Here is a 21,277-nt window from a genome sequence, read left to right on the forward strand (position 1 = left end):
CAATGCCACGGCGTGTGTTGCAGGGTGTCGTAGTTAGCGATAAGACCGACAAGACCATTACAGTTCTTGTAGAACGTCGCGTTATGCACCCGATCTACAAGAAGTTCATTAAGCGTTCGAAGAAGTATCACGCTCATGACGAGACCAACGCAGTAAAAGCGGGAGATGTCGTCAAGATTCGTGAATGCAGTCCAATTTCCAAGACCAAGTCTTGGGAAGTGGTCAGTGACGCTTCTACCGAAGCATAGTATTTAGGATATAGCCATGATCCAGATGCAGTCTCAGCTTGAAGTAGCTGACAACTCCGGTGCTCGTAGAGTACAGTGCATCAAGGTGCTTGGTGGTTCCAAACGTAAAACCGCCAGTGTTGGTGATGTCATCAAAGTCTCTGTCAAGGAAGCAATTCCACGTGGCAAAGTCAAAAAAGGTGATGTACACCGTGCCGTGATTGTACGCACGGCAAAAGAAATCCGTCGTCAAGACGGCACCTCGATCCGCTTTGATACTAATGCGGCTGTTTTGATTAACAAATCAAATGAGCCTATTGGTACTCGTATTTTCGGCCCGGTTACCCGTGAACTGCGTGCGCGCAGCTTCATGAAAATCGTGTCATTGGCGCCTGAGGTGCTGTAATGAGCAAAAAGTTTAAGATCAAAAAAGGCGACCAGGTTGTTCTTACAACCGGTCGTGACAAGGGTAAGAAAGGCGAAGTGCTTCGTGTACTTCGCGACGAGGATCGCGTTGTTGTACAAGGCGTAAACGTCGTGAAGAAGCATCAGTCTGCTTCCCAGACATCACAGGGCGGAATCATCGAGCAAGAAGCTTCCGTTCATATTTCTAATATTGCACTAGTTGACCCTAAATCTGGGGATGCCACACGCGTTGGTTTCCGTACAGAAGGGGATCGCAAAGTGCGCTTCGCCAAGAAATCTGGCGAAGTAGTTGATGTATAAGGCGAGGTTGACCATGACACAGCCACGCTTGAAGGCACATTACAACAGTGAAGTTAGAGACGCTCTTAAAGGCGAATTTAACTACACTAACCCAATGCAGATTCCTAAGCTTGAGAAAATCGTGCTTAATATCGGTGTTGGTAAAGCCGTACAGGACACCAAAAAGGTCAAACATGCAGCAGCTGAACTAGAAGCAATTGCTGCACAGAAACCTGTTATCACTCGTGCCAAGAAATCCATTGCGGGTTTCAAGGTTCGTGAAGATATGCCACTAGGCTGTAAGGTGACACTGCGCGGTGATCGCATGTATGAATTCCTTGATCGTCTTGTGACGATTGCTCTTCCACGTGTTCGTGATTTTCGCGGTGTGAAAGGCAATGCATTTGATGGCCTTGGTAACTATAACATGGGTCTCAAGGAGCAGATTGTTTTCCCGGAAATCGAATACGATCGCGTAGACGAAATCCGCGGGATGAATATTACCATCTGCACCACGGCGAAAACCGATGAGGAAGCGAAAGCTCTCCTTGCCAGGTTCGACATGCCGTTCGCTAACTGAACGGGCAGAAAGGAATAGTAAAATGGCTAAGAAAAGTGCCATTGCTAAGAACGAAAAACGCCGCCGTATGGTAGCAAAGCAAGCTGAAAAGCGTGCTGCGCTTAAGGCGATTGCAACAGACCGTTCTGCTTCCCCGGAAGAAGTCTTCCAGGCTAGCATCAAATTGGCTCAGTTGCCTCGTGACGGTGCAAAGATCCGCGTACGTAACCGTTGTGGCGTCACAGGACGCCCTCGCGGATTTTATCGTAAGTTCAAGCTCTCTCGTATCGCACTTCGTGATCTGGCCTCTGTAGGTCAGGCACCTGGTGTCGTTAAATCGAGCTGGTAAGGAAGGACCGACGATATGGCGATGAGCGATCCTTTAGGGGATATGCTAACCCGCATCCGTAACGGACAACGGGTTGGTAAAAGCGTCGTTCGCGCGCCTGCTTCAAAGCTGCGCGCCAATGTACTAGAAGTTCTAAAACGCGAAGGTTTTATTCGTGGCTTTAGTAAAGTTGACGTTCGTGCTGGTATTAGTGAACTGGCTATCGAACTGAAATATGCAGATGGTGATCCGGCGATTTCTGAAATCAGCCGTGTGTCACGTCCTGGTCGTCGCGTGTACTCTAAAATTAAAGAGCTACCACGTTACTACAACGGACTGGGCGTCACCATTCTTTCTACACCTAGTGGTGTAATGTCCGATCAAGAGGCCCGTACTGCCAATGTTGGTGGTGAGGTTCTCTGCCAGGTATTCTAAGGGAGTTTGATATGTCTCGTGTAGGCAAGAACCCCGTAGAAGTACCAAGTGGGGTCGAACTAAAGATTGACGGCAATGTCGTCTCTGCAAAAGGGAAGCTGGGTGAACTCAGCTTCGCAGCTACGGATGATGTAACTTTCACCCTCGAAGATGGTAAAGTTATAGTCACTCCAGCTAATGACAGCAAGCGTGCTCGCTCTATGTGGGGTACTGCTCGCAGTCGTGTCCAGAATCTGGTTACTGGTGTTTCCGAAGGTTACACCAAAAACCTTGAGATTAACGGTGTTGGTTATCGCGCGGCTGTTCAAGGTAGTACTTTGAACCTGCAGCTTGGCTATTCACATGATGTTCTCTTCCCAATTCCGGAAGGCATTACTATCAAATGTGAAAAGCCAACGGCTGTTGCCGTTTCGGGGATCGACAAGCAGAAAGTCGGCCAGGTGGCTGCTGTCATCCGTGGGTACCGCCCACCAGAGCCTTACAAAGGTAAAGGTGTTAAGTACTCTGATGAAGTCATTCTGCGCAAAGAAGGCAAGAAGAAGTAACCCATGCGTAAGCTTAATTCATTGCACGATCGCCGCAAAAGTCGCGTTCGTACACAGCTACGGCGCACGGGTAATGGTCGTCCTCGCCTGTCAGTATTTCGTTCGAGCAAAAATATCTATGCTCAAGTGATTGATGACAAGCAGGGTGTCACTGTTGCCGCTGCGTCAACCCTGGACGGAGCTCTGAAAAGCGATTTGAAAACTGGTGCAGATAAAGATGCTGCCGTTAAAGTTGGAAAACTCGTTGCAGAGCGCGCCGTCGCCGCCGGTATCACGGACGTCGTTTTCGACCGTGGTGGATACATTTATCATGGTCGTGTAAAAGCTTTGGCTGACGCGGCTCGTGAAGCTGGCTTAAAGTTCTAAGGGGACTAGTTTTATGGCACGTTCTCAAAAAGAAAATCGCGGTCGTAGAGACGATCGCAACCGCGATGAACCGGAACTAATCGAAAAACTGGTTGGTATTAACCGTGTTGCCAAGGTGGTCAAAGGTGGCCGTCGTTTTGGCTTCGCTGCTATTGTCGTCGTTGGTGACGGTCGTGGTCGCGTAGGTCATGGCACTGGTAAAGCCCGTGAAGTTCCTGAAGCAATTCGTAAGGCTACGGAAGCTGCAAAACAGAACATGGTTCGTGTTCCTCTGCGTGAGGGCCGTACTTTGCATCATGACATCAAAGGTCATTACGGTGCAGGCCATGTTGTAATGCGCAGTGCGCCAGTGGGTACCGGTATTATTGCCGGTGGTCCTCTCCGTGCCGTTTTTGAAGCTCTTGGTGTTCAGGATGTGGTTTCTAAATCCACAGGTACTTCGAACCCGCATAACCTGATTAAAGCTGCTATTGACGGCCTGACGCGTTCGCGTAGTCCTCGTATGGTTGCTCAGCGTCGCGGCAAGAAGGTTTCTGATATTCTAGGCAACCGTGCTACAGGCACAGAAGCTCAAGGATAAATACCATGGCAGCTAAAAAAACGATTACTGTGGTACAGGTAGGAAGTCCAATCGGACGGACTAAAGATCAGCGCGCAACACTTGTTGGTCTGGGCCTCAATAAAATGAACCGCCGCCGTACACTGGAAGATACTCCTTCCGTACGTGGCATGATCAACAAGGTTAGTCATCTTGTTAAGGTGGTAGAGGCCTAAGGGCCTCTCACTATTCTTGACAAGAAGGAGAAACTGGGACCATTACGATGAAGCTAAATCAGCTTTCCGATAACCCGGGTGCTACGAAAGATCGCAAACGCGTCGGTCGTGGTACCGGTTCCGGCTACGGCAAGAATGCCGGTGGCGGACACAAGGGTCAAAAGTCTCGTTCCGGCGTAAGCATTAAAGGCTTCGAAGGCGGCCAGATGCCATTGCATCGTCGTCTGCCGAAACGTGGATTTAACAACATCTTCCGGAAGAACTATGTTCCTTTGAACATTGGTCGTCTTCAGGCAGCGATTGACGCCAAGAAAATCGATGCTAAAAAGCCAATCAATCAAGAAGTTCTTGTTACTTCTGGTATCATTACCAATGCTCGTGACGGCATTCGCCTGTTGGCGAACGGCGAATTGAAAGCAAAAGTGGAAATCACTGTTGCTGGCGCTTCCGCCGCTGCTATTGCAGCCGTAGAGAAATCAGGTGGTTCCGTCACCGTTCCTGCGAGCAAGTAATTTTGTAAAGGCAGAAATCCCTTTCTTTTGATGGGGGTTCTGCCTTTAGTATTCTTTAGTCAATTTTACATTACTGGGAACAGGCATATGGCATCTGCTGCTGAACAATTAGCCGCTAATATTAATCTTAGTGCGTTTTCTAAAGCCACAGATTTGAAAAAGCGTATCTGGTTCACTCTGGGTGCGCTTATTGTGTATCGTCTGGGAACTTATATTCCCCTTCCCGGAATTGATCCTATGGTATTCCAGCAAGCTTTTAATGCTCAGATGGGCGGTGTGCTTGGAATGATGAATATTTTTGCCGGCGGTGCTCTTGAGCGAATGACAATTTTCGCCTTGAATATTATGCCGTACATTTCTGCATCTATTATTATGCAGTTGATGACCGCGATCTCTCCACAGATTGAAGCCCTCAAAAAAGAGGGGGAAGCCGGTCGTAAAAAAATCAATCAATACACACGCTACGGGACAGTGTTTTTAGCCGCTGTTCAGGCCTATGGTATTGCCCGTGGATTACAGGGTGCTCAGGATTTTGGGGCCGCTGTTATTAATCCGGGGATTTTCTTTGAGCTAACGACAGTGATTACCCTGACCGGCGGTACAATATTCCTGATGTGGCTGGGTGAACAAATTACACAACGCGGCATTGGTAATGGTATTTCTTTGATTATCTTCTCTGGTATCGTAGCAGGCCTGCCATCAGCTTTGGCACAAACGTTCCAGCTAAGTCAGAGCAACGGCTTTGTTGCTTTGATCATCTTGATGGTTCCACTTGTTATTGCTGGTATCGTTTGTTTTGAGCGTGCGCATCGTAAAGTGATTGTCCAGTATCCAAAACGTCAGGTTGGTAATAAAATGTTCGGTGGCGATTCTTCTCACCTGCCAATCAAGCTGAATGTATCTGGTGTGATCCCGCCAATCTTTGCATCTTCTTTGCTACTAATGCCAATTACCGCAGCTCAGTTCTCTGCCGGTAGTTCCGAGTGGCTGACATGGGTAACTGCAAACCTTGGTCGTGGCACTGTAGGATACATGCTTCTTTTCAGTACGCTGATCGCTTTCTTTGCCTTCTTCTATAAGACGATTGTCTTCAATACAGAAGATACGGCTGACAATCTGAAGAAAAACGGGGGGTTTGTTCCAGGTATTCGTCCCGGAAAAAACACAGCTGCACATCTTGACTATATCATCAATCGGTTGACAATTGCTGGGGCTGCATATCTTGTGGCTGTATGTTTGCTACCCGAGATTTTGATCTCTCAATATGCTGTTCCATTCTATTTTGGCGGGACAAGTCTTTTGATTGTCGTTTCCGTAACAATGGATACGGTCGGACAGATCCATTCTCATCTGGTGGCTCATCAGTATGAAGGCCTAATTAAAAAATCAAAATTAAAGGGTAGGCGTGGATGAACATAGTATTGTTTGGCCCTCCGGGCGCGGGTAAGGGCACACAGGCAGCAATTCTGGTTGAACAGCACAACATTGTGCAGCTCTCAACAGGGGACATGCTAAGGGCAGCCGTTGCTGCCGGGACAGAGCTTGGTAAACAAGCCAAATCTGTTATGGATGCCGGTCAGTTGGTTGCTGATGATTTGATCATAGGGATTATCTCTGACCGTATTGATGAAGCTGATTGCAAGAACGGTTTCATTCTTGATGGTTTCCCACGGACAGTTGCTCAGGCCGAAGGTCTAGATGCAATGTTGCAAGAAAAAGGTCTGAAGCTCGACAGCACGATCGAGATTGTTGTTGATGAACAGATTCTTTTCAGCCGTATCGAACAGCGCGCAAGCGAAACACCTGAATCAGAACGTCGCGCGGACGATAATGCAGAAACGCTTAAAAAGCGTCTTGCCGTTTATCACGAGCAAACAGCCCCTGTGCTGCCTTACTATGAAAAGAAAGGCAATTTGCATAAAGTGGACGGTATGCAATCTATTGAGGAAGTGGCGAGTCAGATCGCTAGTTTCCTCAAGTAAGACTTACCCATTGACAGGCGGGCGGATTGGCATATAATCCGCCGCCGAATGGACATTTTTGTTGGGAATCTAAGCTTTTTTGCTGATTTTCAACAAAAGGTATTTCGGGTGACTTTATCTACCACCCAATACAATTTCGGGTTTCGGCCTGAAAACAGAACTACACGACGTCTCTCATTTCACCTCTGGAGAATGTCGCGGATTAATTTAACCAAGGGTTTCCAAATAGTTGGAGCCCGATCTGTGTTTGTGAGGAGAGCGTAGTGGCTCGTATTGCTGGCGTCAACATCCCGACGCAAAAGCGGGTACTGATCGCATTGACCTATATCCATGGTATTGGTCCTGCGATTTCCAAGAAAATCTGTGAAGAAGTTGGCATTCCGGCTGAACGCCGTGTTAACGAATTGACAGAAGATGAAGTACTTCGCATTCGTGAAACTATTGATAACAACTTCACAGTTGAAGGTGACCTTCGCCGTGATGTTGCTATGAACATCAAACGTCTGATGGATCTAGGTTGCCTGCGCGGCCTTCGTCATCGTAAACGCCTTCCAGTTCGCGGGCAGCGTACTCGGACTAACGCACGTACGCGTAAAGGTCCTGCTGTTGCTATCGCTGGTAAGAAGAAATAAGAGGGCAGTAGAAAATGGCTAAAGCTCAGCAGGGGCGCGTTAAGCGTCGTGAGCGGAAGAATATTTCTTCTGGTATCGCTCACATCAGTGCAACTTTTAACAACACGATCATCACGATTACTGACGTACAGGGAAATGCTATTTCCTGGGCATCAGCTGGTGGTCTGGGTTTTAAAGGTTCTCGTAAGTCCACTCCATATGCTGCGCAGCTTGCTGCAGAAGATGCAGGCAAAAAAGCTCAGGATCATGGAATGAAGACTCTCGAAGTTAACGTTAAGGGCCCCGGGTCAGGACGTGAGTCCGCTCTTCGTGCTTTGCAGGCAGTTGGTTTCACCATCACTGGTATTCGTGATGTAACACCAATTCCGCACAACGGATGTCGTCCACCAAAACGCCGTCGCGTATAAGTGGATTTTGGGCAGGCTGTTTAACGGGTAGCCTGCCTCTATCTAACTCGTCTAAAGCCGGATTTTGTTTCCGGCTTTTGGCATATACATGACACTGCAAGAACCATTGTTACGTCCCGTTCGTGATCGATAGCTTGCACGTCAAAAGAGGTTTTACTGTGATTCAGACTAACTGGAATGCTTTGATTAAGCCTGAAAGTCTCGTTGTTGAGCCAGGCATTGACAGCAACCGTGTTGCTAAAGTTGTTGCCGAGCCGCTAGAGCGTGGTTTTGGTCTTACACTTGGTAACGCGCTGCGTCGCGTTCTTCTGTCATCTTTGCAAGGTGCTGCTGTTACATCTATCCACATCGATGGTGTACTGCACGAGTTCTCATCTATTCCTGGTGTTCGTGAAGACGTTACTGACGTTATTCTTAACATCAAAACCATCGCTCTGCGTATGGAAGGTGAAGAGCCAAAGCGCATGCGTCTTCGCGCAGAAGGTCCTGGTTCTGTTACTGCCGGTCAGATCGAAACAACTGGTGACATCGAAGTGATGAACCCGGATCTTGTGATCTGTACTCTGGATGATGGTGCTCATCTGGACATGGAACTTACCGTTGATACTGGTAAAGGCTATGTTCCAGCTTCTCAGAACCGTGTTGAAGATGCACCAATCGGTCTTGTGCCGGTTGATTCAATCTTCTCACCAGTTCGTAAAGTGTCTTACAAAGTCGACAACACACGTGTTGGTCAGGTAACTGACTATGACAAACTGACACTTGAAATCGAAACTGATGGTTCTATTACACCAGAAGATGCGATTGCTGTTGCATCACGCATTCTTCAGGATCAACTTTCTCTCTTCGTTAACTTCGATGAGCCAAAAGTTGAAGAAGTTGATGATCGTCCAAGCGAACCACCGTTCAACCGTAACCTTCTTCGCAAGGTTGATGAGCTTGAGCTTTCTGTTCGTTCAGCTAACTGCCTCAAAAACGATAACATCGTTTACATCGGTGATCTGGTTCAGAAAACCGAAGCTGAAATGCTGCGTACACCTAACTTCGGTCGTAAATCTCTTAACGAGATCAAAGAAGTTCTTTCTGGCATGGGCCTCCACCTCGGTATGGAAATTGCCGAATGGCCACCTGAGAACATCGAAGAGTTGGCTAAGCGTCTCGACGAACCTTTCTAAGAAGGTTCTGAGTTACTAATGGGGAATGCATCCCGAAACCTGACGATTTCATCTGATTTTATAATCAGGCGGCGTTAGGAATTTTAATCCGTCTCGTGCGCGAGACACTAGATATTTGGAGAACAGATATGCGTCACGGAATGAGTGGTCGTAAACTTAATCGTACTTCCAGCCATCGTAAGGCTATGTTTGCAAACATGGCGCATGCGTTGATCAAACACGAACAGATCAAAACAACGCTTCCAAAAGCCAAAGACCTTCGTCCAATCGTTGAGAAATTGGTTACACTTGGTAAGCGCGGTGACCTGCACGCTCGTCGTCAGGCTCTAGCTGTTCTTCGTGATACAAAACTTACTGCTAAACTTTTTGACGTACTTGCCGAGCGTTACAAAGACCGTCAGGGTGGTTACACTCGCGTTCTTAAAGCAGGCTTCCGTCATGGTGATATGGCGCCAATGGCTTTCATTGAATTCGTTGATCGTGACGTTGATGCCAAAGGCCAGGATTCTGGCCCTGTAGTTGGTGACGAGGATGAAGGCGAAGAGTAAGTCTCTTTTTCTTCACATCGAAGTATTATCAAAAGGCAGTCCAATGGGCTGCCTTTTGTTTTGCGGTGGATCAAAGCGTCAAGATTTTCACAATGAGATATTTTTACACGGCGATAACTGTGTTAGATCTCAAGGGAACAAACTGCGAACTGTTTAATTTCATAGGGAACAAAATACCGATGCGTATTCTGCACACAAATTTATTGCCAATTTTCTTGTCAGTCATGGCGCTATTTTTGGTTCAGAGTAATCTGTCTGTTTCTTCTGCCTATGGGCAAACAGTCCCGACAAATCAGGCACAGATAAATCTGAGCTTTTCCCCGGTTGTGAAGCAGACGTCCCCTGCAGTGGTGAATATCTTCACCAAAACATTGGTCAAGGAACGAGCGGTTCCATCCCTTTTCAATGATCCTTTCTTCAGACGTTTTTTTGGCAACAATCTTCCGGGGCGTGAAAGAAAGCGGATGGGGAAATCCTTGGGTTCCGGTGTTATCGTTCGTGAAAATGGGTTGATTGTGACCAATCATCATGTCATCGATTCCGCGACTGAAATTCAGGTTGTTCTCGCGGATCGCCGAGAATTTTCAGCTGAATTGGTATTGAGTGATAAAGATACGGATCTGGCGATCTTGAAAATTGATACCAAAGGCGAAAAATTGCCTACTCTTGAGTTAATGGATTCTGACACAATTGATGTTGGTGATCTTGTTCTTGCCATCGGTAATCCTTTTGGTGTTGGACAGACAGTTACCAGCGGAATTGTTTCTGCATTAGCGAGAACTCAGGTTGGTGTTGCGGACTTCCAGTTCTTTATTCAGACAGATGCAGCTATTAACCCCGGGAACTCCGGAGGGGCGTTGGTTACATTGGATGGTAAGCTTTTGGGCATTAACACGGCGATTTTTTCTTCTTCAAGGAATGGAGGATCGATTGGTATAGGTTTTGCCATCCCGGCCAATATGGTGCGTACTGTTGTGCGTTCTGCTGAAGAAGGGAGAGAGTTGGTTCGTGCCTGGCCTGGTATTACCGGACAGGACTTGAATGCTGATCTGGCTTTGGGTTTTGGCTTGAATCGTCCCGGTGGTGTTGTCGTGAGTAACGTCTATCCGGGGGGACCAGCTGACAAGGCAGGTATTCGTGGCGGTGACGTGATCTTGTCTGTTGCGGGGAAAGAAGTGATCAACGTAGAATCCTTGCGGTTTCGTATTGCGACAATCCCTGTTGGAGAAAAGGCGGAATTAGAGCTATGGCGAGGGCGTAAAGCTGAAACTGTTACCTATCTGGCAAGCCCTGCTCCTGAGACGCCAAAAAGAAACGAACAGGAAATTCGCGGCTCTAATCCCTTGGCTGGCTCAATTATTACCAACCTTTCTCCTGCTGTAGCTGAAGAGTTGCATCTGGGGAGCTTGTGGGAAGGCGTTATCGTAAAAAGTGTTGCACGGCGAAGCCCTGCACACAGAATAAGTCTCCAGCCACGGGATATTTTGCTTAATGTAAATGGTGTTCAAATCAATAGAGTTTCCGATGTTGAAAAGGCTCTGAATAAAAAAACAAAAAGCTGGACGTTGGTTATCAGCAGAGAAGGTCGGAAACGAACGCTCGAATTAAAGCGCTAGTATTAATTACGAATGTTTTAGGAATGAAGATCATACCACAAGGGATATATTAAGTGGTCGACTTATTCGAAGATCCAACAGCAAGACCTTTGGCCGATCGTCTACGTCCGCAAGCACTGGATCAGGTCGTCGGTCAGGATCATCTTGTTGGTGAGAATGGTCCCATCGGGCGCATGGTTCGGGCACAACGTCTGGCATCGATGATTTTATGGGGAACGCCGGGGTGTGGAAAAACCACAATTGCAAGACTGTTGGCAAATGTAACAGATCTTCATTTCGAGCTTCTATCAGCCATTTTTTCCGGTGTTGCGGATTTGCGCAAGATCTTTGAGAAAGCACGTGAAAGAAAGGCAATGGGGCAGGGCACCTTGCTTTTCATAGACGAAATTCATCGTTTTAACAGGGCGCAACAGGACAGCTTTCTTCCCTATATGGAAGATGGCACAATTGTTTTGGTTGGTGCGACAACTGAAAATCCTTCTTTTGAATTGAATGCGGCGCTTTTATCCCGTTCTCAAGTCATGGTCCTCAAACGTCTTGATGAAAAGGGGATGGATGATCTTTTGGTGAGAGCTGAACAGGAAATGGGGTTTGAGTTGCCCCTGTCAGATGAAGCCCGTCAATCGGTTATTGCCATGGCTGATGGCGACGGACGCTATCTACTGAATATGGCGGAAGAGCTATTTACCTTGCCGCCGGGGGATGCTTTGGATACCGCAGATCTGGCAACTGTTATTCAAAAGCGTGCCCCGATTTATGATAAAGGGCAGGAAGGGCATTATAATTTAATATCAGCCTTGCATAAATCGTTGCGTGGTTCTGACTGTGATGCCGCGCTTTATTGGCTGGCAAGGATGTTAGCAGGCGGTGAAGACCCCAATTATATCGCAAGAAGACTTTTAAGATTTGCTGTCGAAGATATTGGGTTGGCAGATCCCAATGCAATGTCACAAGCGCTGCATGCGTGGCAATCTTTCGAGCGTCTGGGATCGCCAGAGGGGGAGTTGGCTCTGGCTCAAGCCGTAATCTATTTAGGTACAGCCCCTAAATCCAATGCCGCTTATACTGCTTATAAAAGCAGCGTTCGATCTGCAAAGGAAACCGGATCTCTTTCTCCGCCGATGCATATTCTAAATGCGCCGACCAAAATGATGAAAGATCTTGGTTACGGGAAAAATTACGCTTATGACCATGATGCGCAGGATGGTTTTTCCGGGCAAAACTACTTTCCGGATAATATGCCGCGCCATAATTTCTACCAACCCGTGGAAAGAGGCTTTGAGCGGGAAGTGAAAAAACGCCTCCTCTATTGGGACAAGTTGCGCCAAGAGCGGCAGAAAACCTGAGAACTAACCAAGGAATGCAAAAACTGCGTGCCTGCCATGTATATCTGGTGATTGCAAAGGTGCGACATTTTGGTGTTATTTGTAAGCAGAAATCCTAAAACAAGTTCTCGTGCTTAAAGACACGGACCACGTTCCAAGAGGGTAAAGCCAGCAATGCCAGATTATATTCGTCCGCAAAAAGATCATGTGGCACTCATTTCCTTATCTGCGCAGCGGGATTATATCCTCCCAAGTTCTCCTATTCGAGCAGCTGGCCTTTCCCGAGCCATTCCTGCAATGGAAAAACTGGTTCAAGGCTTTCGTGACCGCTTAGCCCCTGTTTATCATTCGATCCGTCTTTATAAAACTGACGGGTCAAATGTCGACCTCTGTCGTCGTACAGCAGTGGAAGAAGGCTTACGTATCTTTATGCCGGGTAGCCTTGGTGCGGAACTGGTTGATGAAATCCAGCCTGAAGGCAAAGAAGTTCGTATTAATCCCGATCTTCTTTTTGATGGCAAGTTTCAGGAAATTGGGGCGGACGAATCAATTTTCTATCGCCCGAGATGGGGCGCATTTCACGATACGCCGTTGGAAGATGAACTTAAAGCCCGTGGTGTGAACACGCTGGTTCTATGTGGTTTCTCATTCACTACGGCAACACGGGCAACAGTTTACGAAGCAAGCGCACGTGATTTCCGGGTTATTGTTGTGCCGGATGCTTTGTGTAATGCGACTGAGCAAGGTCTTCGCGAACTCGGTCGTATGGGCGTATATATGATGGAAACAGACGAACTGTTGTCCTGGTTGCGCGACCCTCGTGAAAATGGCGAAAGCGAAAAGGCAGCTTAGGCTGTTACGCGAATAGAAAAGTCATTTCTCTTATTTTGCCAAGCTGCGGCATATTTGTTAGTTAGAACAGAATACATTGGTGCTGTTGGATAGCGTAAGCGCCTTTTGTAAAGATTCTTGCCGAGGAGATCATTCTGGCTTGGGTCATTCTTGTTTGATCATTCTGGCAGGTATGTAATGAAGATGCTGGCAGCGGTTGCTCTTGGTGGTGCTATCGGGGCAATAGGGCGATATCTGGTCATTATAACGATGGGTTCTATGGTGGGAACAATGATCCCCGTTGGAACTTTGAGCGTGAATATTGTTGGCTCGTTTGCCATGGGCATACTTGTTCCCTTGATTGGTGTTGGTGATCTTGTATCCCAGGAATTAAGAGCTTTTCTGACTGTTGGCTTGTTGGGTGCATTTACAACTTTTTCTACCTTTTCAATGGATGTGGTTGTTCTTTTCCAGCGCGATGCTGTTGGATTGGCTGCCTTGTACTTGTTTTTATCTGTTTTTCTCTCTATAGCAGCCTTTGTTGCTGGATATTATCTAATGAGGTCTTTTATCGTATGAGTGCCGTTACCATGGTTAAAGTCGGAACAGATGATGGCGGCGTACGTCTTGATCGCTGGTTTAAAAAACATTACCCGGCTTTTAGTTATATTCAGGTCGAGAAAATGTTGCGTAAAGGCCAAATCCGTGTCGATGGCAAACGTGCAAAAGCCTCATCCCGATTAGAGCCAGGACAGGAAATTCGAGTACCTCCGGTTCCGGATCGTTCTGCAGAAGATCGACCTCGCAGAAATGAACCAACAATGAGCCCGGAAGAAATTCAATATGTCAGGGATATGGTGATTTACAGAGATGATTCTGTGATTGCGTTGAATAAACCCGCTGGCTTGCCTGTACAGGGAGGGACAGGGCAAAGCAAGCATCTGGATGGCATGCTCGAGGCTCTTTGTTATGACAAGCAGGAAAAGCCGCGTTTGGTGCACCGTTTGGATAAAGATACAAGTGGTGTCCTGTTACTTGCCCGAAATGCAAATGCAGCCCGTATTTTGACCAAAGCTTTTAAAGGTAAAACAACTAAGAAGGTCTATTGGGCGCTCGTTGCTGCTGTACCGCCACAAAAGAAGGGTTGGATATATCTGCCGTTGGAAAAACAGGCTGGTGCACAGGGCGAAAAGATGGTGATCGATTATGATACCGGAAAAGAATCTCTGACACTGTATAGCATGATAGATAAGGTAGGGCGTAAAGCAGCGTGGGTTGCTTTGATGCCTTTGACTGGGCGTACACACCAGCTTCGTGCTCATTGTGGTGCACTTGAAGCTCCAATCCTTGGGGATGGTAAATACGGTGGAAAAGATGCTTATCCACTTGGAAATAAAATTTCAAAAGATATGATGTTACATGCCCGGGAGATTGCTGTTCCTCATCCCGAAGATGGAACGACACTCCGGATAAAAGCAGGCCTTTCCCCTCATATGGTTGAAGCATGGAAAGCTTTAGGGTTTAAGCAGGGACACGGAGATGACGCCGTTGATCTGCTTGAAGGTTATTCCGGAGATCTTGCTCATTGTCCGCCACGTGAATTGAGGGATTTCTATAAATCCAAAGAATATTAATCCCTATCGCATTAACCCTGAGTTGATTTCAAGTGAGGTAGTAGGTGCCAAGGCAGCCTTTTAAACTGATTATTTTTGATTTTGATGGCACGCTTGTTGATAGCCAGTTCAATATTCATAAAAACATGATTGAAGCTTTTATGGTAAACGGGCTTCCTGAGCCAACCCTGGAAGATGTTCGCCGGATCGTTGGTTTAAAATTGGAATATGCTGTAGCCGAGATGCTTCCCAAGGATGATGACTGGGAGCTGGCTTGTAAGGTTTCTGACTCTTATCGGGAAGCATTTGTTCAAGCTCGACAAAAACCTTGTTTTGAAGAACCTGTTTTTGCTGGTGTTCGGGAAATGTTGCAACGTTTGGATCAACCTGAAACACTGTTGGCTATTGCGACAGGTAAAAATTTGAGAGGCCTGAAAAAGAGTCTCGATCATCATGGCTTCAATGATCATTTTGTGACTTTGAAAACTGCTGATGATGGACCAAGTAAGCCGCATCCTGAAATTCTGTATCAGGCAATGGCAGAAAATGGGGTTGATCCGGAAGATACCGTAATGATTGGTGATACGACATATGATGTCGAGATGGCACGTGCAGCAGGTGTTTCTGCCGTGGGCGTTTCCTGGGGGTATCATGAAACTCAGGACTTGTTTGAGGCCGGTGCTCATATAGTTGTTAATTCCTGCGAAGAACTTCCCGAACGATTTACGAATCTGGTACGATAGAGATTGTAAAAATCAGCTGTTTAACCCTAACTCCAGCTGTTTAATCTTAACTAATGAATAGACTGAACTGATGTCTTCTACACTTGCTTTGAAACGATTTTATAAACAGGCAACAGCCGAAGCTGCGGATGATGGCTTTGTTGTTCTTCTTGATGGGCGTGTTGTTAAAACGCCAGAACAGCTTCCGTTGTTATTTCCAACTTTACAGTTGGCCGAAGCTGTTGCCGCAGAATGGCAAGCTCAGGAAAAGGAAATCGATGCGGCATCAATGCCAATGATGACACTCGCCTGTACGGCGATTGATTGGGTTGGAAAAGAAAGACTGCAGGCTGAAGAAGGTATCGGTGAGTATGCGGGGCACGATTTATTGTGCTACTGGGATGACAGCATGTCGGAACTTCAGGACTTACAGAAAGAAATATGGCAACCACTTCTGGACTGGGCCGCATTGACCTTTGATGCGCCTTTGGCAACGACCAGTGGTTTACTAAGTGTGGATCAACCAGAAAGCGCCGTATCTGCACTTAAAAAAGCTGTGTGCAGTTTTCCCAATATGGAGTTGGCAGCCTTATCAACCATCGTCAGAACGGGCGGTTCTTTAATCGTTGGGTTGGCATTACTGAGAAAACATATTGATGTTGAAAAAGCTATGGAAGCTGTGCTTTTACACGAGAAATTCCAGATCGAACGCTGGGGTGCCGATGAAGAAGCTGAACAGCGCCATGTAAATATTTTAACTGAATTTCGCACTGCAATGAAATTTTTAAGTCTAATTCATGACTGACGAGTTACAGAGTACTAGTATCGCTTGACCCTACGTGCTATCAATGACGTCCTGTTAAATATCGCAGTGCAAAACTGCGCCTCGGAATTGATGACATAACAACGTGGGGGAACACGTGCAGGATATCATACAAAAACTGGAAGCAAAGCGACAGGCTGCCAGAAGCGGTGGAGGAGACCGTCGGGTTGATGCGCAGCATGGTAAGGGTAAACTTACAGCGCGTGAACGTATTGACGTGTTACTCGACGAAGATTCCTTTGAAGAATGGGACATGTTTGTAGAACATCGTTGTATCGATTTTGGTATGGAACAACAGAGTGTTCCTGGTGACGGTGTTGTCACTGGAAGTGGTACAATCAACGGACGGCTGGTTTTTGTTTATAGCCAGGACTTTACTGTTTTTGGTGGATCTCTTTCCGCTTCCCATGCGCAAAAAATCATAAAAATCATGGATAAAGCCATGGAGGTCGGTGCCCCGGTTATAGGTCTTAATGATTCAGGCGGCGCCCGCATTCAGGAAGGGGTTGATTCTCTTGCCGGTTATGCGGAAATTTTCCAACGCAATGCAATGGCTTCCGGTGTTATTCCCCAAATTTCCATGATTATGGGGCCTTGCGCGGGTGGTGCGGTTTATTCTCCGGCTCTGACTGATTTCATCTTTATGGTGAAAGACAGCTCTTATATGTTCGTGACCGGACCTGATGTTGTCAAAACAGTGACCCATGAAGAAGTCACCGCAGAAGAGCTGGGTGGTGCAATCACTCATAGCAGTAAATCAGGTGTTGCAGATCTCGCATTTGAAAATGATGTTGAAGCCTTGCTAGAGCTTCGCCGTTTTATGAGCTTCCTGCCATCTTCCAACAGAGAAAAAGCACCTTCGAAGCCATCAGCAGATCCCGCTGATCGTGATGAGTCTTCGCTGGATACATTGATTCCCGATAACCCTAATAAGCCCTATGATATGCAGGAGCTGATTAGCAAAATTGTTGATGATGGCGAATTCTTTGAAATTCAATCTGACTATGCCGGAAATATTCTGGTTGGTTTGGCGCGTGTTGACGGTGAGACCGTCGGTGTTGTTGCGAACCAGCCCATGGTTCTTGCTGGATGTCTTGATATTGCATCTTCGATCAAGGCTGCGCGCTTTGTTCGCTTCTGTGATTGTTTTAATATTCCGCTTGTAACCTTGGTCGATGTTCCCGGTTTCTTGCCCGGTACGTCACAGGAATACAACGGTATTATCAAGCACGGCGCAAAGCTTCTTTATGCCTATGCTGAAGCAACCGTACCAAAGGTAACGGTTATTACGCGTAAAGCTTATGGTGGCGCTTATGATGTGATGTCATCCAAGCATCTGCGAGGTGATTTAAACTATGCATGGCCGACTTCTGAAATTGCTGTGATGGGACCGAAAGGCGCGGTTGAGATTATCTTCCGTCAGGATATTGGTGATGTAGAGAAAATCGAAGAGCGGACAGAAGAGTATCGTGAAAAATTTGCGAACCCCTTTGTTGCCGCCTCTCGTGGTTTTATTGACGATGTGATTATGCCACACGGCACAAGACGTCGCGTTTCAAAAGCCCTGCGAATGCTTAAAAACAAGCAGCAGCAGAATCCTTGGAAAAAACACAGCAATTTGCCGCTGTAAATGATGGGGCAAATGATGGAGCTGTTTCCAATGAAAAACAGATCTCGACTTTATCGTGTCATCATAAATCAGGGGGCTTAAAATCGTGGCCTTGTTTGAAAAAATACTTATTGCAAACCGTGGCGAAATTGCTTGCCGCGTCATCCGTACAGCCCAAAAAATGGGAATTAAGACGGTTGCTGTCTATTCCGATGCTGATGCGGCGTCACTCCATGTTGAAATGGCAGATGAAGCTGTTCACATTGGTCCGGCAGCATCCGCCGAGAGTTATCTCGTTATTGAGAAAATTATTGCTGCCTGTAAAGAAACGGGTGCGCAAGCTGTTCATCCCGGTTTTGGATTTCTTTCAGAAAATGCATCATTTGTGAAAGCATTGGACGAGGTTGATATTGTCTTTATCGGCCCACCTACCAATGCAATCGGTGCTATGGGGGACAAGATTGAGTCCAAGCACCTAGCTAAACAGTCAAATGTGAGCACCGTTCCCGGGCACATGGATTTGATCGAAGACGCAGAAGAAGCGGTCAAGATTTCCAGCGATATCGGTTATCCCGTTATGATCAAAGCCTCTGCCGGTGGCGGTGGTAAGGGGATGCGTGTTGCCTATAACGATGAAGAAGCACGCGAAGGCTATCGTTCTGCACAGAATGAAGCGCGTTCCAGTTTTGGTGATGATAGAATTTTCATTGAAAAATTCATTGAAGAACCACGTCACATTGAAATTCAGGTGATCGGTGATAAACACGGTAACATCATTCACCTTGGTGAGCGAGAATGTTCCATTCAACGCCGTCATCAAAAGGTGATTGAAGAAGCTCCTTCACCTTTTCTGGATGAAGCAACACGTGCAGCAATGGGCGCAGAAGCTGTCGCTCTTGGTCACGCAGTGAATTATCACTCTGCGGGGACGGTTGAATTCATCGTCGATAAAGACAAGAATTTTTACTTCCTCGAGATGAATACGCGTATTCAGGTCGAGCATCCTGTTACTGAACTGATCACTGGTATTGATATTGTTGAATGGATGATCCGGGTTGCCGCGGGCGAGAAGCTCGGATTGAAACAGGAAGAAGTCAAACTTGAAGGTTGGGCGCTTGAATCCCGTGTATATGCCGAAGATCCCTTAAGGAATTTCTTGCCTTCGATTGGGCGTCTCGTACGTTATGAGGCACCGGAATCAGATGAAGAGTACAATGGCCGCCCCGTGATCCGTGTGGATACAGGTGTTGAAGAAGGATCAGAGATTTCTATGTTCTATGATCCGATGATCGCCAAGCTGTGTACTTATGGTCCAGACAGGCTATCAGCTATTGAGTCTATGCGTACAGCACTGGATTCATACTATATTCGCGGTATCAATCATAATATGGGCTTCCTGTCTGCTGTTATGTCCCAGGATCGCTTTGTTGAAGGGCGTTTGACGACAAATTACATTGCAGAAGAATTTCCCGATGGTTTCTTGGGCCTTGAAGCAACTGATGATCAGATTAAAACTCTGGTTTCTGTCGCGGCAGTTTTACAAACCAATCTTACAGAGCAAACGGCGCTAGCCGCACATTTGAATGGTATTGCTGGCGTAGATATTCCAGTTGAGCTTACGGTATTTGTTGATCGCAAAGCGCATCCTGTTCTGATTGATTTACAGGATGATGGATACCTTGTCTCTGGTGATGGTTTTGAAACCTTGATCCGGGGTGATTGGCTTGCGCATGAGCCTGTCTTTGTGGGGGAAGTGAATGGCAAAGAGACTGTTATTCAGATTGATCGCAGAGGACCAGCGCTCAAATTAACCTTGTCGGGCTTGACTGTTGAAGCGTTGGTTATTGAAACTCGTCTGGCAGTTTATAATGAACTCATGCCAGAAAAACTTCCGCCTGATATGTCCAAATTCCTCTTGTCACCAATGCCGGGACTTCTGGTCTCTGTCGCTGTTGAAGAAGGGCAGAATGTGAAGGCTGGAGAAGAACTTGCTGTCATCGAGGCGATGAAGATGGAAAATATTCTTCGTGCAGAAAAAGATCTTGTGGTCAGTAAAATTTCTGCCTCGGCTGGCGAAAGTCTTGTCGTGGATCAAGTGATTATTGAATTCGAGTAAAACGTTTTCTCGATTTTTGATCAGGAAAGGGCCGTTTCATACGGTCCTTTTTATTGTTGTGCAGGTTCCAGTTTATTAATGATAAGGTACTGTGGCATAGAATAGTTTGGTGCGTGGTGTCTATAGGAATGAAACATGGATCAACTTGATCTTCCCAGGGATGTGATTTGGTCAGACCGTCGGTTTTGGTTTGAAGATCTGGAATCTGAATACAGTCAATCAGGTTCACAAGCCCCAAGTGAGCAAGCCTGTGCGTTGATGATCGATTTACAGGCTACTTTCTGTGTTGGTGCCTGGGCAGCGACGATTATCCTCTGCGCCTCTATTATTCAAGCCCAAATCAAAGAGCATGGTACGCAACTATCGTGGCTTGACCCGAAAGAGCTATCCTGGATGAACAAGCTCAGGAACAGGATTGTCCACGGGGATAAAAGAAAGCCTGGGATTACAATTCAAGATCAATGGACAAGGCGTGATGATTGGGAGCAACGTGCCAGAAAAGCTGTCGAATTAACATTCAAATCTTTGTATCCGGCTGAAGCTGTCGATTAAATATAGGGGGCGAGTGAGCAAGGCTGTGGTCACACAGTAAATAGATATTATATCTGTGTTGTGTATTTAGATCTTGCAGTACAAGGCACTTTAGGCCATGAATTCTCACCTTTTATTCTCGGGCGGCTGGAGATTTATTCATGTCAGGTGAATACAATAATGAATTTTATGATGATCTTGAAGGAACACAAATTCCTTCCGCTAATGTCATTGTTCCATTGCTCTATAACATCCTGAAACCTTCTTCCGTCGTTGATGTTGGCTGCGGTAGGGGATTTTGGCTTAAAGAGTTTGCCAAACTTGGTGTTCAAAGAGTATTTGGTGTTGATGGACCCTGGGTTCCACAGAACAAACTGGCAATTCCCCAAGAGAATTTTAAGGTATGTGACCTTTCGAAAGAACTAAACTTACCAGAGAATTTTGATTTGGCAATAAATCTTGAAGTTGCCGAGCATTTACCTGAGGAACGAGCGGTAAGTTTTGTTCGTGATATTTGTCAGATAGCTCCTGCTGTATTTCTTGGCGCCGCGATACCCGGTCAGGGGGGCGTTAATCATTATAATGAACAGTGGCCTGCTTATTGGGCAAAATTGTTTGAAGATAATGGATATACAGCATTTGATATAATCAGACCGAAAGTTTGGAAAAACAGTGATGTTACTTGGTGGTACAAGCAAAATGCTGTTGTTTATGTCAAAAACACGTACTTGGATAAGCTGGAAGGCTTGAAAAACTACACGCCTGTTAAAAGCTCGGACCTTGCTGATTTGATCCACCCGGATTTATTTAGACAGAAACTAAAAGAAGCCCGCCCCGGATTTGGGCGTTGGATACGTGGAGGAAAAAAAGCCCTCTGTCGTTCATTAACGCGATAG

At 46.5% G+C, this 21,277-nt stretch carries 28 protein-coding genes; all 28 read left to right on the top strand.

Annotated features, from left to right (window positions below; translation table 11 throughout):
- The first annotated feature begins 2 nt into the window (after positions 1 to 2).
- The 28 genes from rpsQ (at position 3) to D9A03_RS03650 (ending at position 21,277) form a co-directional block, all read left to right on the top strand.
- On the top strand, positions 3 to 248 hold the full coding sequence (gene rpsQ / locus D9A03_RS03515) for a 30S ribosomal protein S17 (RefSeq protein WP_046510028.1): 246 nt from the start codon (positions 3 to 5) through the stop codon (positions 246 to 248).
- 16 nt (positions 249 to 264) lie between these two features.
- Entirely contained in the window at positions 265 to 633 is a 369-nt protein-coding gene (rplN, locus tag D9A03_RS03520) for a 50S ribosomal protein L14 (RefSeq protein WP_046510029.1), read from the top strand.
- Entirely contained in the window at positions 633 to 953 is a 321-nt protein-coding gene (gene rplX / locus D9A03_RS03525) for a 50S ribosomal protein L24 (RefSeq protein ID WP_046510030.1), read from the top strand. The genes rplN and rplX overlap by 1 nt, the downstream gene beginning before the upstream one ends.
- Positions 954 to 966: 13 nt before the next feature.
- Entirely contained in the window at positions 967 to 1,512 is a 546-nt protein-coding gene (gene rplE / locus D9A03_RS03530) for a 50S ribosomal protein L5 (protein ID WP_046510059.1), read from the top strand.
- Between the two features lie 22 nt (positions 1,513 to 1,534).
- On the top strand, positions 1,535 to 1,840 hold the full coding sequence (gene rpsN / locus D9A03_RS03535; RefSeq protein WP_120495857.1) for a 30S ribosomal protein S14: 306 nt from the start codon (positions 1,535 to 1,537) through the stop codon (positions 1,838 to 1,840).
- Positions 1,841 to 1,855: 15 nt separating this feature from the next.
- On the top strand, positions 1,856 to 2,254 hold the full coding sequence (gene rpsH / locus D9A03_RS03540; RefSeq protein WP_047763789.1) for a 30S ribosomal protein S8: 399 nt from the start codon (positions 1,856 to 1,858) through the stop codon (positions 2,252 to 2,254).
- Between the two features lie 11 nt (positions 2,255 to 2,265).
- On the top strand, positions 2,266 to 2,799 hold the full coding sequence (gene rplF / locus D9A03_RS03545) for a 50S ribosomal protein L6 (protein WP_120495858.1): 534 nt from the start codon (positions 2,266 to 2,268) through the stop codon (positions 2,797 to 2,799).
- A 3-nt stretch (positions 2,800 to 2,802) separates the two neighbouring features.
- A complete protein-coding gene (rplR, locus tag D9A03_RS03550) occupies positions 2,803 to 3,165 on the top strand; it encodes a 50S ribosomal protein L18 (protein WP_120495859.1) in 363 nt (120 codons plus the stop codon).
- Between the two features lie 13 nt (positions 3,166 to 3,178).
- Positions 3,179 to 3,745 carry a 30S ribosomal protein S5 gene (gene rpsE, locus D9A03_RS03555; RefSeq protein WP_120495860.1) on the top strand — a complete coding sequence of 189 codons (567 nt, stop codon included), beginning with the start codon at positions 3,179 to 3,181 and terminating at the stop codon, positions 3,743 to 3,745.
- A gap of 5 nt (positions 3,746 to 3,750) precedes the next feature.
- Positions 3,751 to 3,939: a 50S ribosomal protein L30 gene (rpmD, locus tag D9A03_RS03560; RefSeq protein WP_046510036.1), complete on the top strand. Its 189-nt coding sequence runs from the start codon at positions 3,751 to 3,753 to the stop codon at positions 3,937 to 3,939.
- Positions 3,940 to 3,986: 47 nt separating this feature from the next.
- Complete coding sequence (gene rplO / locus D9A03_RS03565; protein WP_120495861.1) at positions 3,987 to 4,451, top strand: 50S ribosomal protein L15; 465 nt, start codon at positions 3,987 to 3,989, stop codon at positions 4,449 to 4,451.
- A gap of 87 nt (positions 4,452 to 4,538) precedes the next feature.
- Positions 4,539 to 5,864 (top strand): preprotein translocase subunit SecY, encoded by a 1,326-nt coding sequence (secY, locus tag D9A03_RS03570; protein ID WP_120495862.1) that lies wholly within the window; start codon positions 4,539 to 4,541, stop codon positions 5,862 to 5,864.
- On the top strand, positions 5,861 to 6,433 hold the full coding sequence (locus D9A03_RS03575) for an adenylate kinase (RefSeq protein WP_120495863.1): 573 nt from the start codon (positions 5,861 to 5,863) through the stop codon (positions 6,431 to 6,433). Before secY ends, D9A03_RS03575 begins: the two co-directional genes overlap by 4 nt.
- Before the next feature lie 263 nt (positions 6,434 to 6,696).
- The gene (rpsM, locus tag D9A03_RS03580) at positions 6,697 to 7,065 is read left to right on the top strand and encodes a 30S ribosomal protein S13 (protein ID WP_120495864.1); all 369 of its coding nucleotides are present in this window, start codon (positions 6,697 to 6,699) and stop codon (positions 7,063 to 7,065) included.
- Positions 7,066 to 7,079: 14 nt separating this feature from the next.
- Positions 7,080 to 7,472, top strand: coding sequence for a 30S ribosomal protein S11 (rpsK, locus tag D9A03_RS03585; RefSeq protein ID WP_047763782.1), 393 nt, complete (start codon positions 7,080 to 7,082; stop codon positions 7,470 to 7,472).
- A 158-nt stretch (positions 7,473 to 7,630) separates the two neighbouring features.
- On the top strand, positions 7,631 to 8,647 hold the full coding sequence (locus D9A03_RS03590; protein ID WP_120495865.1) for a DNA-directed RNA polymerase subunit alpha: 1,017 nt from the start codon (positions 7,631 to 7,633) through the stop codon (positions 8,645 to 8,647).
- A 128-nt stretch (positions 8,648 to 8,775) separates the two neighbouring features.
- Positions 8,776 to 9,195 carry a 50S ribosomal protein L17 gene (rplQ, locus tag D9A03_RS03595; protein WP_046510043.1) on the top strand — a complete coding sequence of 140 codons (420 nt, stop codon included), beginning with the start codon at positions 8,776 to 8,778 and terminating at the stop codon, positions 9,193 to 9,195.
- 179 nt (positions 9,196 to 9,374) lie between these two features.
- Positions 9,375 to 10,811 carry a DegQ family serine endoprotease gene (locus D9A03_RS03600; RefSeq protein WP_254054966.1) on the top strand — a complete coding sequence of 479 codons (1,437 nt, stop codon included), beginning with the start codon at positions 9,375 to 9,377 and terminating at the stop codon, positions 10,809 to 10,811.
- 53 nt (positions 10,812 to 10,864) lie between these two features.
- Positions 10,865 to 12,157 (top strand): replication-associated recombination protein A, encoded by a 1,293-nt coding sequence (locus D9A03_RS03605; RefSeq protein WP_120495866.1) that lies wholly within the window; start codon positions 10,865 to 10,867, stop codon positions 12,155 to 12,157.
- A gap of 153 nt (positions 12,158 to 12,310) precedes the next feature.
- A complete protein-coding gene (locus tag D9A03_RS03610) occupies positions 12,311 to 12,988 on the top strand; it encodes a cysteine hydrolase family protein (protein WP_120495867.1) in 678 nt (225 codons plus the stop codon).
- Between the two features lie 177 nt (positions 12,989 to 13,165).
- On the top strand, positions 13,166 to 13,546 hold the full coding sequence (gene crcB, locus D9A03_RS03615) for a fluoride efflux transporter CrcB (RefSeq protein WP_120495868.1): 381 nt from the start codon (positions 13,166 to 13,168) through the stop codon (positions 13,544 to 13,546).
- Positions 13,543 to 14,601, top strand: a complete 1,059-nt coding sequence (locus tag D9A03_RS03620) for an RluA family pseudouridine synthase (RefSeq protein ID WP_120495869.1) — start codon at positions 13,543 to 13,545, stop codon at positions 14,599 to 14,601. Before crcB ends, D9A03_RS03620 begins: the two co-directional genes overlap by 4 nt.
- A gap of 44 nt (positions 14,602 to 14,645) precedes the next feature.
- Positions 14,646 to 15,323, top strand: a complete 678-nt coding sequence (locus D9A03_RS03625; RefSeq protein WP_120495870.1) for an HAD-IA family hydrolase — start codon at positions 14,646 to 14,648, stop codon at positions 15,321 to 15,323.
- Positions 15,324 to 15,393: 70 nt separating this feature from the next.
- Entirely contained in the window at positions 15,394 to 16,107 is a 714-nt protein-coding gene (locus tag D9A03_RS03630; protein ID WP_120495871.1) for an ATP12 family chaperone protein, read from the top strand.
- Positions 16,108 to 16,222: 115 nt separating this feature from the next.
- Positions 16,223 to 17,755 carry an acyl-CoA carboxylase subunit beta gene (locus tag D9A03_RS03635; protein WP_120495872.1) on the top strand — a complete coding sequence of 511 codons (1,533 nt, stop codon included), beginning with the start codon at positions 16,223 to 16,225 and terminating at the stop codon, positions 17,753 to 17,755.
- Between the two features lie 91 nt (positions 17,756 to 17,846).
- Complete coding sequence (locus D9A03_RS03640) at positions 17,847 to 19,850, top strand: acetyl/propionyl/methylcrotonyl-CoA carboxylase subunit alpha (protein ID WP_120496366.1); 2,004 nt, start codon at positions 17,847 to 17,849, stop codon at positions 19,848 to 19,850.
- 135 nt (positions 19,851 to 19,985) lie between these two features.
- Positions 19,986 to 20,402 (top strand): hypothetical protein, encoded by a 417-nt coding sequence (locus tag D9A03_RS03645; RefSeq protein WP_120495873.1) that lies wholly within the window; start codon positions 19,986 to 19,988, stop codon positions 20,400 to 20,402.
- Between the two features lie 140 nt (positions 20,403 to 20,542).
- Positions 20,543 to 21,277 (top strand): bifunctional 2-polyprenyl-6-hydroxyphenol methylase/3-demethylubiquinol 3-O-methyltransferase UbiG, encoded by a 735-nt coding sequence (locus tag D9A03_RS03650; protein WP_120495874.1) that lies wholly within the window; start codon positions 20,543 to 20,545, stop codon positions 21,275 to 21,277.

Origin of the sequence: Kiloniella sp. EL199, assembly GCF_900313065.1 — a bacterium.
Lineage (GTDB): Bacteria > Pseudomonadota > Alphaproteobacteria > Kiloniellales > Kiloniellaceae > Kiloniella.

Coding starts and splice junctions, on each gene's coding strand:
- D9A03_RS03575 (WP_120495863.1), top strand. CDS start 5,861: ATGAACATAGTATTGTTTGGCCCTCCGGGCGCGGGTAAGGGCACACAG.
- rpsK (WP_047763782.1), top strand. CDS start 7,080: ATGGCTAAAGCTCAGCAGGGGCGCGTTAAGCGTCGTGAGCGGAAGAAT.
- rplF (WP_120495858.1), top strand. CDS start 2,266: ATGTCTCGTGTAGGCAAGAACCCCGTAGAAGTACCAAGTGGGGTCGAA.
- rplX (WP_046510030.1), top strand. CDS start 633: ATGAGCAAAAAGTTTAAGATCAAAAAAGGCGACCAGGTTGTTCTTACA.
- rplN (WP_046510029.1), top strand. CDS start 265: ATGATCCAGATGCAGTCTCAGCTTGAAGTAGCTGACAACTCCGGTGCT.
- rplE (WP_046510059.1), top strand. CDS start 967: ATGACACAGCCACGCTTGAAGGCACATTACAACAGTGAAGTTAGAGAC.
- rplQ (WP_046510043.1), top strand. CDS start 8,776: ATGCGTCACGGAATGAGTGGTCGTAAACTTAATCGTACTTCCAGCCAT.
- rplR (WP_120495859.1), top strand. CDS start 2,803: ATGCGTAAGCTTAATTCATTGCACGATCGCCGCAAAAGTCGCGTTCGT.
- rpsQ (WP_046510028.1), top strand. CDS start 3: ATGCCACGGCGTGTGTTGCAGGGTGTCGTAGTTAGCGATAAGACCGAC.
- D9A03_RS03610 (WP_120495867.1), top strand. CDS start 12,311: ATGCCAGATTATATTCGTCCGCAAAAAGATCATGTGGCACTCATTTCC.
- rpmD (WP_046510036.1), top strand. CDS start 3,751: ATGGCAGCTAAAAAAACGATTACTGTGGTACAGGTAGGAAGTCCAATC.
- crcB (WP_120495868.1), top strand. CDS start 13,166: ATGAAGATGCTGGCAGCGGTTGCTCTTGGTGGTGCTATCGGGGCAATA.
- D9A03_RS03645 (WP_120495873.1), top strand. CDS start 19,986: ATGGATCAACTTGATCTTCCCAGGGATGTGATTTGGTCAGACCGTCGG.
- D9A03_RS03620 (WP_120495869.1), top strand. CDS start 13,543: ATGAGTGCCGTTACCATGGTTAAAGTCGGAACAGATGATGGCGGCGTA.
- D9A03_RS03650 (WP_120495874.1), top strand. CDS start 20,543: ATGTCAGGTGAATACAATAATGAATTTTATGATGATCTTGAAGGAACA.
- rpsE (WP_120495860.1), top strand. CDS start 3,179: ATGGCACGTTCTCAAAAAGAAAATCGCGGTCGTAGAGACGATCGCAAC.
- rplO (WP_120495861.1), top strand. CDS start 3,987: ATGAAGCTAAATCAGCTTTCCGATAACCCGGGTGCTACGAAAGATCGC.
- D9A03_RS03630 (WP_120495871.1), top strand. CDS start 15,394: ATGTCTTCTACACTTGCTTTGAAACGATTTTATAAACAGGCAACAGCC.
- rpsN (WP_120495857.1), top strand. CDS start 1,535: ATGGCTAAGAAAAGTGCCATTGCTAAGAACGAAAAACGCCGCCGTATG.
- rpsH (WP_047763789.1), top strand. CDS start 1,856: ATGGCGATGAGCGATCCTTTAGGGGATATGCTAACCCGCATCCGTAAC.
- secY (WP_120495862.1), top strand. CDS start 4,539: ATGGCATCTGCTGCTGAACAATTAGCCGCTAATATTAATCTTAGTGCG.
- D9A03_RS03600 (WP_254054966.1), top strand. CDS start 9,375: ATGCGTATTCTGCACACAAATTTATTGCCAATTTTCTTGTCAGTCATG.